This window comes from Solibacillus sp. FSL K6-1781, from assembly GCF_038630735.1.
Classification (GTDB): Bacteria; Bacillota; Bacilli; order Bacillales_A; family Planococcaceae; genus Solibacillus; species Solibacillus silvestris.
Genome location: NZ_CP152038.1, coordinates 518,613 through 533,911 on the forward strand (window position 1 = coordinate 518,613; position 15,299 = coordinate 533,911).

General features: G+C 40.8%; 18 protein-coding genes. 10 read left to right on the forward strand and 8 right to left on the reverse strand.

Features of this window, described 5'->3' with window-relative positions; genetic code table 11:
- Positions 1 to 4 precede the first annotated feature (4 nt).
- The 3 genes from MHH37_RS02580 to MHH37_RS02590 form a co-directional block, all read right to left on the reverse strand.
- The gene (locus MHH37_RS02580; RefSeq protein ID WP_251689943.1) at positions 5 to 820 is read right to left on the reverse strand and encodes a murein transglycosylase; all 816 of its coding nucleotides are present in this window, start codon (positions 818 to 820) and stop codon (positions 5 to 7) included.
- Positions 821 to 831: 11 nt separating this feature from the next.
- On the reverse strand, positions 832 to 1,275 hold the full coding sequence (locus tag MHH37_RS02585) for a GNAT family N-acetyltransferase (RefSeq protein WP_008404637.1): 444 nt from the start codon (positions 1,273 to 1,275) through the stop codon (positions 832 to 834).
- 109 nt (positions 1,276 to 1,384) lie between these two features.
- Positions 1,385 to 1,846: a staygreen family protein gene (locus MHH37_RS02590; RefSeq protein ID WP_342574864.1), complete on the reverse strand. Its 462-nt coding sequence runs from the start codon at positions 1,844 to 1,846 to the stop codon at positions 1,385 to 1,387.
- 170 nt (positions 1,847 to 2,016) lie between these two features.
- On the opposite strand from MHH37_RS02590, the gene MHH37_RS02595 reads away from it, so the two are divergent.
- Positions 2,017 to 2,388: a hypothetical protein gene (locus tag MHH37_RS02595; protein WP_342574865.1), complete on the forward strand. Its 372-nt coding sequence runs from the start codon at positions 2,017 to 2,019 to the stop codon at positions 2,386 to 2,388.
- A gap of 123 nt (positions 2,389 to 2,511) precedes the next feature.
- Here the strand turns inward: MHH37_RS02595 and MHH37_RS02600 are convergent, their stop codons facing one another.
- Together MHH37_RS02600 and MHH37_RS02605 are read right to left on the reverse strand one after the other, a co-directional pair.
- The gene (locus MHH37_RS02600; protein ID WP_342574866.1) at positions 2,512 to 3,441 is read right to left on the reverse strand and encodes a DMT family transporter; all 930 of its coding nucleotides are present in this window, start codon (positions 3,439 to 3,441) and stop codon (positions 2,512 to 2,514) included.
- Positions 3,442 to 3,604: 163 nt separating this feature from the next.
- Positions 3,605 to 4,375 (reverse strand): SDR family NAD(P)-dependent oxidoreductase, encoded by a 771-nt coding sequence (locus MHH37_RS02605; protein WP_342574867.1) that lies wholly within the window; start codon positions 4,373 to 4,375, stop codon positions 3,605 to 3,607.
- A 196-nt stretch (positions 4,376 to 4,571) separates the two neighbouring features.
- Between MHH37_RS02605 and MHH37_RS02610 the strand changes: the two genes are divergently transcribed.
- Positions 4,572 to 5,204, forward strand: a complete 633-nt coding sequence (locus tag MHH37_RS02610; RefSeq protein WP_342574868.1) for a nitroreductase family protein — start codon at positions 4,572 to 4,574, stop codon at positions 5,202 to 5,204.
- 66 nt (positions 5,205 to 5,270) lie between these two features.
- On the opposite strand, the gene MHH37_RS02615 is transcribed toward MHH37_RS02610, so the two are convergent.
- Positions 5,271 to 6,131, reverse strand: a complete 861-nt coding sequence (locus MHH37_RS02615) for an EAL domain-containing protein (RefSeq protein ID WP_342574869.1) — start codon at positions 6,129 to 6,131, stop codon at positions 5,271 to 5,273.
- 273 nt (positions 6,132 to 6,404) lie between these two features.
- Between MHH37_RS02615 and MHH37_RS02620 the strand changes: the two genes are divergently transcribed.
- From MHH37_RS02620 to MHH37_RS02635, 4 genes are all read left to right on the forward strand, one after another.
- Entirely contained in the window at positions 6,405 to 7,019 is a 615-nt protein-coding gene (locus MHH37_RS02620; protein ID WP_342574871.1) for a hypothetical protein, read from the forward strand.
- A gap of 126 nt (positions 7,020 to 7,145) precedes the next feature.
- Complete coding sequence (gene ybaK, locus MHH37_RS02625) at positions 7,146 to 7,631, forward strand: Cys-tRNA(Pro) deacylase (RefSeq protein WP_342574873.1); 486 nt, start codon at positions 7,146 to 7,148, stop codon at positions 7,629 to 7,631.
- Positions 7,632 to 7,648: 17 nt separating this feature from the next.
- Positions 7,649 to 8,266 carry a membrane protein gene (locus MHH37_RS02630; RefSeq protein WP_014824785.1) on the forward strand — a complete coding sequence of 206 codons (618 nt, stop codon included), beginning with the start codon at positions 7,649 to 7,651 and terminating at the stop codon, positions 8,264 to 8,266.
- A gap of 58 nt (positions 8,267 to 8,324) precedes the next feature.
- Entirely contained in the window at positions 8,325 to 9,515 is a 1,191-nt protein-coding gene (locus tag MHH37_RS02635) for a glycine C-acetyltransferase (protein WP_342574875.1), read from the forward strand.
- 257 nt (positions 9,516 to 9,772) lie between these two features.
- Here MHH37_RS02635 and MHH37_RS02640 read toward each other — a convergent pair whose 3' ends face one another.
- The gene (locus MHH37_RS02640; RefSeq protein WP_342576204.1) at positions 9,773 to 10,954 is read right to left on the reverse strand and encodes a pyridoxal phosphate-dependent aminotransferase; all 1,182 of its coding nucleotides are present in this window, start codon (positions 10,952 to 10,954) and stop codon (positions 9,773 to 9,775) included.
- A gap of 154 nt (positions 10,955 to 11,108) precedes the next feature.
- Here MHH37_RS02640 and MHH37_RS02645 point away from each other — a divergent pair, with 154 nt between their 5' ends.
- From MHH37_RS02645 to MHH37_RS02655, 3 genes are all read left to right on the forward strand, one after another.
- The gene (locus MHH37_RS02645) at positions 11,109 to 11,900 is read left to right on the forward strand and encodes a carbon-nitrogen family hydrolase (protein WP_342574876.1); all 792 of its coding nucleotides are present in this window, start codon (positions 11,109 to 11,111) and stop codon (positions 11,898 to 11,900) included.
- A gap of 175 nt (positions 11,901 to 12,075) precedes the next feature.
- A complete protein-coding gene (locus tag MHH37_RS02650) occupies positions 12,076 to 13,329 on the forward strand; it encodes a UV-damage repair protein uvrX (protein WP_014824781.1) in 1,254 nt (417 codons plus the stop codon).
- 12 nt (positions 13,330 to 13,341) lie between these two features.
- A complete protein-coding gene (locus MHH37_RS02655; RefSeq protein WP_008404614.1) occupies positions 13,342 to 13,662 on the forward strand; it encodes a YolD-like family protein in 321 nt (106 codons plus the stop codon).
- 44 nt (positions 13,663 to 13,706) lie between these two features.
- On the opposite strand, the gene MHH37_RS02660 is transcribed toward MHH37_RS02655, so the two are convergent.
- On the reverse strand, positions 13,707 to 13,904 hold the full coding sequence (locus MHH37_RS02660; RefSeq protein WP_342574877.1) for a hypothetical protein: 198 nt from the start codon (positions 13,902 to 13,904) through the stop codon (positions 13,707 to 13,709).
- A 360-nt stretch (positions 13,905 to 14,264) separates the two neighbouring features.
- On the opposite strand from MHH37_RS02660, the gene MHH37_RS02665 reads away from it, so the two are divergent.
- Positions 14,265 to 15,215, forward strand: coding sequence for an L-threonine 3-dehydrogenase (locus tag MHH37_RS02665; RefSeq protein ID WP_342574879.1), 951 nt, complete (start codon positions 14,265 to 14,267; stop codon positions 15,213 to 15,215).
- The last annotated feature ends 84 nt before the right edge of the window (positions 15,216 to 15,299 follow it).

Consider the following 15,299-nt stretch of genomic DNA (forward strand, 5'->3'; position numbering starts at 1 on the left):
AATTTCAATTTATATCTTTAACATATTGCTCCAGATCAGCGGGAGATTTTAGCTCATTCAGTTCTTTTACAGACTCCGCATCCTCTGATTCATACGAAAAATAAAATCGGGCAGTTCTATCATCCAAATGTTTGAAGTTAAACTCATTATAGGGTAGTTTGCGGTCCCTTTTCGTCAGCTGTTTTTGCACATCTTCATTAAAGAACACAATTTCAATGTTGAAGTAATTTAAATTCTGATTTTTAAAATGCTGAATCATCTTATAGGCTTTCTCCAGCTGGTCGTTTATATTGTTGGAAGATTCCAGAATAACATTTGCAAAGACAATATTTCCGATACCGTTAGCTTCTTTTTGCAAAATCTCTTCGTACGTGTCGTTATGGTCATATCGTGCTTCGATTTCATCCGAAAATGACACATTTACCATATAGGAGTATTTTTCAACCGTTCCATAAAGCTCTTCATACAGCAACCCGAATCGCGTATTCAGTTCATCACGCCAATGGATTTGCAAATACGTATCATAAAACGGCTCCATATCCTCATTTACCGAAACCGTAACTTCCAGATCAGGATTCTTTTTTGGATGAGCGATAATATGGTAATCCCCGAAATCATTGCCCAATGGTTTGGAGTAGGTAGATTCATCAATCACAAAGTCTTCGTTATATTTTTCTTCAAGAGAAGCTTCGGCGGCATTTTCTGCTTTGAAGCCGATAATCGGGTAGTAAAAATAATCAAATGAAGCAATCGTGAGTATTAAAATAAAGAAAGCTGGAATCGCCAGTAACGCCAGTAACACTATCTTTATTATTTGCATCGCTGTTTCTCCTAATACGTATAGCGTGCTACTTGCTCACCTTCAATAACAAAGCCGTCTATTTCCCGGAAGCCCATTTTTTCATAGATGCGCTTTGCATGCTCATTGTCAGGTTCATAAGAAAGGCTAATCGTTTGGTTGTGAGGCTCTTTCATTGCTCGAATATCCTCTATGACGAGCTGAACTGCTTCTTTCCCATATCCTTTTCCCTGATGTTTCTGGTCAATCATCATACGGTAAATCCAGTATTCATTGTCATCTTCATCAATACCATAAAGTGTGAATCCGACCATTTCTTCACCGTAGTAAATTCCTTTTGCATGGAAATTTTCCAAAAAGTTCAGCTGCGCCAGTGACACCGTATTTGATGCTACAAACTTTACTTGATCCTCCCGCACTTTTAATGAAATCGCTTTTATCCAATTGTCTTTTGTAATCGTTTTTAAATGCAGCATTTCTTTTACCCTCTCTCATGTAAAGTGAAGTGTCGTGCATTACGCACTAACAATTAATACCATAAAAGGGAGTGGAATTGAATATTACATTTTACCGCATTTCATAAAATTAAAAGGAGTTGGAAAAACTGCTGAAAGTCCCAAAAATCTCTTGTTTATATAACTGGGGGTATGTGGATATGAAGTTTACGATGATTAATCCATTGTCCAAAGCTGGATAGACATCGAATAAAAAGCGGTCACCATACCGGATTGCCGTCAATGCGAGAGGCAATTCGCGCCGGAATACTTCATAACGCCGCATTGCTGTATTGAAATCCTGACCTTCTTTGTTAACCATTACATAGGCATTGTAATATATACAGTGCCCATTCGTTTTCCATTCGCCGATTACTTCATCTCTCATATCATTATTCACTTTGTCCCACGCAAACTGTGTTCCGATTGTTAAAAATAATTCTCCGGTGTCATCAGAATGGGTGAGTGTATGGTGTCTTGAAATAACGGGATCTGTTGCGGTAACACCATCCCTGTATTCAACGGACAGCCTTTCAGGATTAAATTTGTTCATGTCATTGCTCCAATCATTTTCTATATTCATATGCGACTTTTTTATTGGAGGTGAAGAGGTCGTTACTATGAGTAATTAACGTTTCATCCGAGTATTTCAAATGTCTATATTGCGTAAAATCATGAACATATACTAGGTTAGAGGTCAAACTTAGTAGGGAGGTGAATGACATGCCATTTTTTGGGCAAAATTCTAGAGCGGGAATGTTTCCGCCAAATGGACAACAATTTGGTCCTCCACCGCAAATGGGCAGACAGCAGATGGGAATGCCTCGATCCAATGAATTTGCAAGACCGAGGGAAGCCTTTTATCCGCCATATCCAGTGAATCCAAGACAGGGGCCGGGGCAACAGCAGTTCAATCCATATCCACAACAGCAGCAACAGCAATTCAATCCTTTTCCACAACAGCAACAACAGCAGGGTTCTCGCTTTAGCGGTCTTTCGGATAATTTAAATACAATGATGGGCCATGTGGGGACATTAACTAATGGAATTAATACGATGAGACAAGTAGGCGCAATGCTGAATCTCTTCAGATAATTAAATATAAAACTCGAAATATCAATTTAGCCTATCAATAGAAAATTATTGATAAGCTTTTTTGTTTCTGTAAATAAAAAGACGCTAACCAACGGCTATTTGCACAGTTGATTAGCATCCTAATTAATTTTTATTATGCTGATGAAGAATTGTTCTTTTTAATCGTTTTCTCATGCGAATGATGTTAGGACCGATTTCATTTAATACAATCGCTACGAGGATCAGCACAATACCGAGCCATTGCACAGCTTTAACCGTTTCAGCTAAAATGATGCTCGCTGATAAAATTGCGACAGGCAGTTCAACAGAAGTTAATATATTCGCCAAACCTCCTGAAATCAACGGTGCACCGACCGCGTAAAACAGTGGCGGCAATACAGCTCCAAATAATGAAACCCCTGCAGCGCTTGTCACCAAGCTTCCTTCAAGGGGAAATACAGTAGGGATGTCCTTCATAAATAGGATAAATACTAAAATCGTTGAACCTGTCACCATTAAAGAAGTACGGGTTAATGGATGAACTTCAACAGCAACTTTCCCGCTGAAAAAGATAAAGGCAGCATATGTAAAGGCAGATAATATTCCCATAACAAATCCTTTAATCGGAAGGCCCTGCATATCACCGTTTAAAATATTCGATGCGAAAAATACACCGACAAGAATGAGCACAATCGAAAAAATAGTAATTGGGGCGGGCTTAATTTTATTGAAGACCCATTCGAACAGAATGCCGATCCAAACGAACTGGAACATTAAAATGATGGCCAGTGAAGCAGGTAAATACTGCATCGCACCATAATAAAAAATACTTGTTAAACCGATAAAACATCCGGTAATCATAATTGGAATGATATTCTTTTTAGTCAGTCCTTTAATCCCGTTGCCTTTTAAGAAAGCGATTGACCACAAAAGCAAAAAGGAGATGACCATTTGGACAAGATTAATTTGTCCAAGTGAGTAACCGTGCCCAAATCCTAACTTAGCGAACACAGGTGTAAAACCAAAGCATCCTGCACCTAGCAGTACAAAGAATACTCCTTTATTTATCTTCATATCTATAAACCTCCGATAATGCTTGAGAATAACGATTTTATATTAACATATATAACTTGCGGTGGCAGGGGTGACGGGTTATGAAGGAGTTAAAAAAGTTTTGTATATGAAAAAGGGAAAAAACCAAAAGAATGGGCTCTTTTGGTTTTTCTTTTCTTTAAATTTAAACATTGTATAATGCGCCATCTATCGTGAAAGAAGATGAACTTACATATGAAGCTTCATCAGAAAGTAAGAAAGCAATAACATTTGCTACTTCTTCCGGTTCACCATAGCGTTTCATCGGTACAGCATCATTGTATGCTGCTTGAGCTGCCTCTGCAGCGCCCGGCGCAACATTTGCTTCAATTTTACGCATCATTTGTGTATTGATCACACCTGGATTTACCGTATTTACACGAACATTATACGCTGCTGCTTCTAAAGCGGCCACCTTATTAAGACCCATTACTGCATGTTTAGATGAATTATATAGTGCCATACTTGGAGAACCGATTAAGCCGGCTACTGATGAAGTATTGACAATAGAACCGGATTTTTGTTCTTTCATTACCGGCAGTACATATTTTAGGCCGAAAAGAACACCTTTTACATTAATGCCATATACAAAGTCGAATTCTTTTTCAGTAATTTCTTCTAGGGGTTTTGCGGGGCCTTCTACACCAGCGTTATTCACAAAGCCGTCGATCCGGCCGAATTTCGAAATCGTTTGATCCACATAGTTTTTTACATTGTCTTCTTTTGACACATCGGCTTTTACAATTAAGCTGTTTTCATCTGTAAGTGAAAGTTCTGTTTGAACGGCTTTAATCGCATCTTCGTTTAGATCGACCAATACAACTTTTGCTTTTTCATTAACCAGTTTTCTTACAACCTCTTTACCGATACCTCCTGCAGCACCTGTGACAATAATAATTTTGCTTTCAAATTTCATATTTTGCATCTCCTGTTTCTTTAAAATAATTTTTATAACTTATTGAATTGCCTATAGAAAGTATGGACTTTCTATTATTTCTCAACCGATTAAAAGATATGAAATTATTGACAACTAAAATCATAATATGGTAAATTTATCTCGAAATAAAGATACTTTAATTTGAAATAAATATACAAGGAAGAGGTAGCACAATATGAACTTTGAAGACTTAGTAAAATCTCGCCATTCCGCAATGAACTTTATAGAAACTGAACAAATGACAGAAGAAAATTTTAAAAATATATTTGAGCTGACAAAAATGGCTCCAAGCGCATACAACCTGCAGTTTACGAATTACCTGGTCATTACAGATCAAGAGAAGAAGGAAAGAGTAAAAGAATTAAGCTACAACCAATATAAAATCCATACAGCAAGCGGTGTTGTGATTGTTATGGGCAATAAGAACAGCATTGAAATGCCGGAAGTCGAAAGAATTTACAGTCCATTAAAAATGCTGAAGATGATGGATGAAGTGGAGTATGATATGACGATGGAATTGATTAAAGGGTATAGTGACGGCTTAAAAAACAATCCGCATGAATTGAATTTAGAATTAGTGCGCAATGCCGGTATTCACGCTATGCTCTTTATGCTGAGCGCCAAGCATTACGGATTCGATACATGTCCAATGCATGTCCATAATGTCGATGAACTCAGAAAAGAGTTTAATATTCCGGATCATTTAGAGCCGATTATGATGATTACGATAGGGAAAAGTGTTGATAAAGTACGTGCCCGTGGTTACCGTAAACCGGTCGGGGAATTTGTGAATTTCAATGGGTATTGATCAATAAAATTAGGCGGCTGAACTCCATTTTGGATAATTCAGTCGCCTGTTTTATATTGCCGAACTTCATTCATAGCAAGGATTTTTTCCTTCTATTAAATCTTCATGAGGACGTCCGATTGCATAGCCCTGAGCATAATGAACGCCAACTGATTGGATAAATTCATATTCCGATTTTGTTTCAATGCCTTCAGCAATTACCTTTGTCCCCGATTCAATCGCATAATTTAAAATGACCGTTAAAAGCTGCTGCTGTGCTTTATGCTGATCGATATTTTGAATTAGTGAGCGATCCAGTTTAATAAATTCCGGCTTTAAGTAAATTAATGTTTTTAAACTATTGTAGCCGGAACCGACATCATCCACCGCAATGCGATAGCCTTGTGACCGGTAGTGGGAAAGGACCCGTGCAAACTCTTCGAAGTCCCCGACAGCACTGCGCTCCGTCAATTCGAAAACGACCTGCTCAGGGGAAATATTCAATTTTTCCAGCAAAGCTCTCGTTTCACCGCTATGATAGTTTTTATCGAGCAAAACATTCGGATGTATGTTGATAAACAACGTGAAATCCTTCTTCCTATTGTAATTGAGCCATTTTTTATGATAGCGCACGAGCGAAAGATTACGGCAAAAACACTCAAACAGAAATACTTTATCCGTTTGTCCAACAAATTCATAGAAAATATCGGCCGACTGAAAAAGCTTCAGTGCCCTCGGACGATTCAATGCTTCAAAACCAAATGTCGTGTTGCTTTTCACATCATAAATAGGCTGGAAATATGTATTCATCGCTTCTTGTGCAATGATATTTTTCAATGCTATTGACTGGGATAGATGGCGGATCATTTTGCTCTTTAACAGAAACCGCTGCATCATTTCCTTGAAGTCGATCGGATAGTTCGGTTTTGAATTTACTAAAGTTTTCATGGAATGCTCCTACCTGAAGTTATTTATGATTCTTAATTGTAAACAGCAATTGTTTTGGCATTATAAAGGCGGTGTAAAGATTGGTTTTTCATTATAGGTAATGGGTACTTGAAATTAATGAAAAAATAGTCCATTTTATAGGTGAATAATGCAGAACAGGTTGGTAGGAAAGTTCTGAATATGAACAATTGTTGAATATCTTCTATATAAAAGCGGTATATGTTGATATATTAATTAAAAATTAATGCAACTTTTACAAATGGGGTGAAGAAGATGAAGATTTCTAGCTTGGCACGAGGCTTTAGTTCAGAGTCAGATGAAAGAAGACGTTCTCAGCTTCGCAAAGAGGCAGGCGAAGTATATAAGAAGCATGCACAATATACGGATCCAAGTAAAAACCCGCTACTGAAGGTACTTGAAAACCTTCTTTCCGGTAAAACAGAAAAAGATTTGCTGAAAAGCGACAATGCCGATCAGGCAGAAAACCTTGCATTGCCAACTGACATTACGTATTCACAAACACCAACACTGGATAATGCACATCTAGCATCTGCTGTCCCTTCATCTCAAGATTTACTTACAGCAGCAAATGTTTCAACCTCCATTCCGCAAACGCCGGCAAACACTCAAAAAGAACTTACAGAGCAAGAACAAGATGAGGAAGAAATTCCGTTGTCGAACGAAAATCTTTCTTTTACGATACCGGAAAAGTTCCAACAAGATTTTGCACGTAATCCAGATGAGAAAACGGTCTTTGGTCAAGAGTTGGAAAAGCGGTTATTTCAGCGTTCCTTCAACATAGCTGCACAAAAATACAGCGCTCATATTGCAATGGTGAATAACGGTTACCGTTTGACAGAGGAATCGGTTTTTTCCCAAATTGCATGAAAATAAGCCCGCTCATATGGAGTGGGTTTTTTATATTTAAGTAAATTACAAAATTGCATTAAGCAGCACTTAGCAAATCATTCAGTGGTATAATATTTCCAAAGTTTAGAATATGGAGTGGTCTTTTTGGCAAAGAAGCAGGCAAAAACGAATGCAGTTCGTTTAATTGAGCAAAAAAAAATCGCATATGAAATTTTTGAGTATACAATCAATGACGGGGAAGCGGTGGATGGATTGACTGTTGCCGGGAAAATTGGCCAGCCTGTCCTTCATGTTTATAAAACATTGGTCGCCACTGCAGGAAAGGGCAATTATTTTGTTTTCGTTATCCCGGTCGATGCGGAACTGAATTTAAAGACTGCCGCAAAAGTGGTAGGGCAAAAGAAAATTGAGATGCTGCCCGTAAAAGAGCTACTCGGTTTGACCGGTTATATTCGGGGAGGCTGCTCGCCGATCGGGATGAAAAAGCTGTTTCCAACAATTATTGAGGAAGCGGCGACTGCACTTGACTATATAATTGTCAGTGCCGGAAAAATCGGGATGCAGATTAAGCTTGCACCGGAAGATTTACAACAGGCAACGAACGGGCAATTTGCATCGATTGTTTCTTGATAGAAAGAAGGATTGTTGTGTCGAAAAAATTTAAGTGGCAATGGGGAAGTTTTTTTGTAGGAATGATGATCATGGCGCTTGGTATCACGATGACGATTAAAGGGAATGTTGTCGGGACCGCACCATGGGATGTTTTCCATATTGGCCTTTACAAGCAAATTGGGTTGACGATCGGTTCCTGGTCCATTTTAACGGGTCTGACGATTATTATCGGGACATCGATTTATTTAAAGCGCATTCCGAAGCTTGCGACATTTTTAAATATGCTGTTCATTGGTTCATTTATCGATTTGTTCAATTGGCTCCTGCCAGAGACAGGTATTTTTGTACTGGAACTTACGTATTTTACAGCCGGCTTTTTTGTGATGAGCATTGGCTGCGCGCTGTATATTGCGGCAAGTCTTGGCGAAGGCCCGCGTGACACGATTATGATGATTATTGCGAGTAAAGGCTATTCTGTGAAAACAGGGCGGCTTGTTATGGAAGTATTTGCGACTGGCGCCGGCTGGCTGCTTGGTGGTCCTGTTGGTTTTGGGACGGTTATTTTAGCGCTCGGCACAGGTTATGTCATTCAGCCTTCACTGTTTTTCTTTAAAAGAAAGCTTGAGGAAATAATCGGAGAGCCGCTTACATAAAAAATTCCCCCTCTGTGCTAAAATATAGTGGAAATAGATATCGAAAGGATGAACGCGCATGTCAAACGTATTAAATACCTTTTTAGATGAAAACTTACTGGCACTACAAGCACAAGGTTTATACAACGAAATCGATCCGGTAGAAGGAGCAAACGGCCCGATTATCAAAGTTGGAGGCAAACAGCTTGTAAACCTGTCTTCAAACAACTATTTAGGTTTGGCGACGAACGATGAGCTGAAGAAAATCGCTCAAGACACGATCGCTTCATACGGTGTCGGTGCTGGTGCTGTTCGTACAATTAACGGCACACTTGATCTACATGTAAAACTGGAAGAAACATTAGCAAAGTTTAAAGGTACAGAAGCAGCAATTAGCTATCAATCAGGCTTCAACTGTAATATGGCGGCAATTTCGGCTGTTATGGACAAAAATGATGCAATATTATCGGATGCATTAAACCATGCTTCAATTATCGACGGCTGCCGTTTATCAAAAGCAAAAATTATTCCGTTTGCGCATGCGGATATGGATGATTTACGCGCAAAAGCAAAAGACGCAACAGAATCAGGCCTTTACAATAAAGTAATGGTCATTACAGATGGCGTTTTCTCGATGGACGGCGATATTGCCAAGCTTCCGGAAATCGTGGAAATCGCAAAAGAATTTGATTTAATTACGTATGTAGACGATGCACACGGTTCAGGCGTTACAGGTAAAGGTGCCGGAACAGTGAAGCATTTCGGTCTTCAACATGATATCGACTTCCAAATCGGTACATTGTCAAAAGCAATCGGTGTTGTTGGCGGCTATGTGGCAGGGAAGAAAAATCTGATCGACTGGCTAAAAGTTCGATCTCGTCCGTTTTTATTCTCAACAGCATTACCACCAGGGGATGTTGCTGCCATTACACGCGCTGTAGAGATGATTATGGAATCAACTGAGCTGCATGACAAGCTTTGGGAAAACGGTCAGTATTTAAAAGACGGCCTAGCAAAACTTGGCTTTAATATCGGTGATTCGGAAACACCGATTACACCATGTATTATCGGCGAAGAAAAGATGACACAACAATTCTCGAAACGTTTACTCGAAGAAGGTGTGTACGCAAAAGCAATCGTGTTCCCGACAGTACCAAAAGGAACAGGCCGCGTGCGCAATATGCCAACAGCGGCACATACGAAAGAAATGCTCGATGAAGCATTAGCGATTTACGAAAAAGTTGGCCGCGAGTTAGAAGTAATTAAATAAAAGATGTTAAGCTCAGCGCTGTTTTTATGGTGCTGAGTTTTTTTTATATGTTGAGGTTTAAAAGTGGATTTGAGGATTAAAAATGGAATTTAGGATTATCTGGCGCATATTGAGGATTATAAATAGTGAACTGAGGATTAAGTAAGAGCAAGTGAGGATTATTGAGTATGAATTGAGGATTATTTAACTGGAATTGAGGATTAAAACAAAAATGCGGCGAATAAAACACCGCATTTCCGATAAAGAATAATCAAAAGTTATTTCAAAACCGTCTCCTTAAAAAGACCAAGCTTTGCGACACGCTGCATTGCTTCGCGCAAACGTTCTTCATCGACGAGCAGCCCGACTCGAATATAGCCTTCGCCGTATTCACCAAAACCATTACCGGCTGCAACGGCAATATCCGCTCTTTCCAGTAAGAAGTCAGCGAACAGTTCACTCGTATATGGTGCAGGTACAGGGAGCCATGCGAAAAACGAGCCTTTCGGAGCTGTAATTTCCCAGCCGATTTTATGAGCCTCTTCAACGAGTACATTGCGGCGACGCTCATATAATGCACGAAGTTCCTGTACACAAGCTTGCTCCTCGTTCAGTGCAACGGCCGCTGCATGCTGAATAGCAGGGAATTGGCTGCAAAACAGATGGTCCTGAATAATATTGATCGCTTCAATCATTTTTGCATTGCCGACAGCAAAGCCGATGCGCCAGCCTGCCATATTGTACGATTTTGACAATGTATAAAGCTCAATACCGACTTCTTTTGCACCTGGTGCTTGCAGGAAGCTTAGCGGACGCTCCCCATCAAAACCTATTGCCCCGTAAGCAAAGTCATGGGCAACCGCAATGTTATTCTCTTTAGCGAACTGTACGGTCTGTTCAAAAAAATCATGTGTTGCGACACCGCCAGTCGGATTGTTTGGATAGTTTAAATACATCAATTTTGTCCGTTGTTTAATGTCTGCGGACAATGCTTCGTAATCTGGCAAAAAGTGATTTTTCTCTAGAAGCGGCATCGTATCAAATTTTACATCTGCGAGTGCGATACCGGATAAATAATCGGGATAACCCGGATCTGGAAGGAGCATATAGTCGCCCGGATTCAGGAGCCCAAGCGGAAGTTCGACTAAACCGATTTTTGTTCCGCCAAGGACAGCCACTTCTGTAGCAGGATCAATATCGACATTATATTCACGTTTGTAAAAATCTGCAGCCGCTTGCTTGAGCTCTGGAATACCGCGGAATGGGGAATATTTATGTGTTTGCGGGTCGTTTGCCGCAATTTGCAGTGCTTCAACAATATGTGCCGGTGTCGGCTGGTCCGGATTTCCCTGACCTAAATTAATGACATCGCGCCCTTCAGCAAGCGCTTCATTTACTTTGTTTACAAGTGCTGCGAAAAACTGTTGTGGTAACTGTTGCAGCTTTTTCGAGAATTCAATCATTTTTTATCACCTCTGAAAAATAGTAAGGTTAATGTTAGTCTAAAACTTCACTTAAGTAAAGTGAAGATTTTGACAACTTGAAGTGAGATGTTACAATGAGTACGAATAAGCGAAAATTGATTCGCACGGAATTTTTAAGGCGGTGGCAGTTATGAAAATTGGTTGTATTCAGTTGAATGTTGGTTTTGGCAAGGTAGATGAAAACTATGAACGCGCGGAGAAGTTTATTCGCGAAGCGGTAGCAGGCGGTGCTGAAATCGTCGTATTGCCGGAAATGTGGAATACGGGCTATGCGCTCGAAAAACTTGAAGAGCTGGCAGACGAAAATGGTGAACGTACAAAAGCATTTTTAAGCAGTCTTTCAAAAGAATTGGCGGTACATATTGTAGGCGGTTCGGTATCGGTGAAGCGTGATGATAAGTTTTACAATACGATGTATACGTACAATCGCGATGGTGAATTAGTCGGCGAGTACAGTAAAGTGCATTTATTCCGCTTAATGGATGAGCATCTGTATTTGGAATCCGGCAGTGACATGAACCGTTTCGCATTAGGCGAGCTCGAAGCGGGCGGAGCGATTTGCTACGATATCCGCTTCCCGGAATGGCTGCGCTCTCATGCATTGGACGGTGCTAAGGTACTGTTCATACCAGCACAGTGGCCGACACCACGTATTGATCACTGGAAAATATTACTGCAGGCGCGTGCGATTGAAAATCAGTGCTTCATCGTTGCGGTAAATCGTATTGCCCGTAAAGTGGAAAACTTTAATGGCCAGTCAATGATTATAGGACCATGGGGCGAGGTGCTTTGGACAGGCGCAGAAGATGAGGAGCTGGCGATTATTGACGTTGATTTTTCAACGGTCGATGAAGTGCGCGGCCGCATCCCTGTATACGAAGATCGCCGTCCAGGTCTTTATGAAAAAGTAATAAAAGAATAAGTTTTAGAAGCGTACTGGATAATGCCAGTGCGCTTTTTTACATTAAGCAGCAAAATAACTCTTTCATACCGAAAAAAAATCCCTAACAACCAAAACAGCCACTACTTTCCACTTGCCATCTCACACGTCTCATTTTAATATAAGAACAAACGTTCGATATAAGGAGATGAGCTTTATGTATGAAAATGCGCCGGAACGTTCGATTATTTGTATTGATATGCGCAGTTTTTATGCAAGCTGTATTGCATCAGTTGAAAATTTAAATGTAATGGAAGTCCCGATTGCGATTGTCGGAAATTTTCAGCAAAAGGGAAGTGTTGTACTTGCAGCGTCCCCTCCGATGAAAAAGCGCTTTAATATTCGCACAGGTTCGCGATTATACGAAATCCCGCCACATCCGGATATTCGCCTTTTTGAGCCGCGGATGTCGTTATTTATTCGCATATCAATGGAAATTACACGTCTGTTCAATGAGTTCGTTCCAAAAGAGGCCATTCATGTATATAGCGTCGATGAGAGTTTTATCGATTTAACCGGAACAGAAAAGTTATGGGGACCGCCCGAAGAAACGGCAAAATACATTCAGCAGCTCGTTTACAACCAATTTGAAATTCCATGTGCAGTCGGTTTTGGCCCAAATATGCTGATGGCAAAACTGGCGCTCGACATCGAAGCAAAAAAGACGGGATTTGCGAAATGGACATATAATGATGTACCGGAAAAACTGTGGCCGATCATGCCGCTGTCTACAATGTGGGGCATCGGTAGCCGAACGGAAAGAACGCTGAACCATATGGGGATTTACTCTGTCTATGATTTGGCGCATGCCGATTTAGCGTTACTTGAAAAGCGCTTCGGTGTTCTCGGCAACCAGCTTTATTACCACGCATGGGGAATCGATCATTCGACAGTCGGAGCACCGATTATGCAAGGGCAGATCAGCTTTGGGAAAGGCCAAATGCTGATGCGCGATTATCGCAGCCGAAAAGAAATTTTAGTCGTATTGCTGGAAATGTGTGAAGACGTGGCAAGGCGGGCGCGGGAAGCGAAAAAAATTGGGCGGACGATTTCATTAGGGCTTAGCTACAGTAAAGATGCCTTCGGAGGCGGATTTCATCGTTCCCGCACAATTGATGAGCCGACAAACGATACAATGAAAATTTTCGAAGTATGCAAGCAGCTGCTCGACGAATTTTATGCAGAACGACCGGCACGCAAAGTTACGATTACATTAAGCAATATTGAAAGTGAATATTCGATGCAGCTCAGTCTGTTTGATGAGATGAGATGGCGCAACCGCAAGCTCGGAGAAACGATGGACCGTTTACGTACAAAATACGGCACAACAGCGATTTTGCGTGCTGTTTCCTATACGGAAGCAGGTACTGCACTGACACGGGCTAAATTAGTAGGCGGGCATAAACAATAAGGAGTGAAGGCGATGAACAAAGATAGAGGAACAATTAAATGGAGCGCAATGATGCTGCCGGAGCATGTCCAACTATTACGTGAATGGCAGGAAGAGGACACAATTGTTACCCAACCCCAACTCGACGAAGCCCAGTTAGAACAAATTAACATCAATCTGCAGCGAGCCTACACAGAGCATTGCCCGATCCAACTAAAAGTATGGGAGCAAACAGGCCTTTATACAGTTTCCGGAGCAATTCAAAAAATCAACATCCACGAACAATACGTCAAGCTGGCAAACAGCGAAAGAATTCAGTTCCACCATATTTATGAAGCACTCTTGGATGAGTAGACTTTCTAATCGTCCAATAAAAAATAAGATGATAAAACCAGATATTAAGTAAGTTGATTGGAATGGAGGGGAGGCGAGTGTTCGTGCTGACGGTTGGCGCCTTTCGCTACAAGCAAGCTTCCAGTGGGAACAGCAAAATTTATTTTGCGACGAAAGCGAAGCGTCAGGAGCACCGACGCCTGAGCAAAAGGAACAAAAGCTAAGAACGCCACGTCCTGTGGCAACGCTTTTGTGACCGACATCGTGTTGGCCTCGTGCCCGCGGAAAGCGTCCGACCCGGAATGGAAATCAACCCAATGTTAGAAAGAGAAATTAAATTTCTCTCGATTTTACAACCAGAGCCACTCGTATAAAAGTAATCTTTCTATTCGAATATTTCACACGTACAAATGTATTGCTGAAAAAGAATATTTTTTAAATATTGTTTTTTAGAAAAGAACACCATATAATGAATTTCATGAAAATGTTTGAACATCAAGTTTTACGGATGGTTCTATGTATTTTCCACAAGGACATTTGTTTTAATAGATGAGAAATAATAGACGGTATATTCAGCGGTAACAGGCTGAAAATTGTCTTTTAAAGGATAGGGAGGCTTCAGCGTGAAGAAAATTATGGTGACCGGTGCTTTAGGTCAAATTGGTTCGGAATTAGTAGAGAAATTACGCCATACGTATGGCACAAATAATGTATTGGCAACAGATATTCGAAAGATTGATCAGCATGAAGGTCCATTTGAAGTATTGGATGTAACAGATGGGAAACGCATGCACACACTTGCCCATGATTTTGGTGCAGACACGATGATACACATGGCTGCATTACTCTCGGCAACAGCAGAAAAAAATCCAGTTTTCGCCTGGAATTTAAATATGGGCGGTTTAATGAATGCACTTGAAGTGGCGCGTGAACTTGATATGCAGTTTTTTACGCCAAGCTCAATCGGCGCATTTGGTCCTTCTACGCCAAAGGACAATACACCACAAGATACACTGCAACGTCCAACAACGATGTACGGTGTCAATAAAGTAGCAGGCGAATTGTTATGCGACTACTACTACACACGCTTTGGGCTGGATACACGCGGTGTCCGTTTCCCGGGGCTGATTTCGTATGTGACGCCACCTGGTGGAGGAACGACGGACTATGCGGTAGATATTTATTATAAAGCAATCTTGGAAGGACGCTACACATCGTATATTGCGGAAGGTACGTATATGGATATGATGTATATGCCGGATGCACTGCAGGCTATTGTTGATTTAATGGAAGCGGACCCTGCAAAGCTTGTGCACCGCAATGCATTTAATATTTCGGCGATGAGCTTTGAGCCGTCACAAATCGCAGCCGAAATTAAAAAGCATATTCCAAGCTTTACAATGGATTATGATGTCGACCCGATCCGTCAGGCAATTGCGGACAGCTGGCCAAATGCAATCGACTCATCGGCAGCGATTGAAGAATGGGGCTTCAAAGCTAGCTACGATCTGGAAAAAATGACGGTCGATATGCTGGAAAAACTAAAAGTACGATTAGCACAAAACGCGATTTAACTTAAAGAAGCGAGTGAAACTGTTGAAAAGCAGTTCACTCGCTTTTTTATATAGGTGCCGGTGGAAAGCCTCGATGTGGGAGAC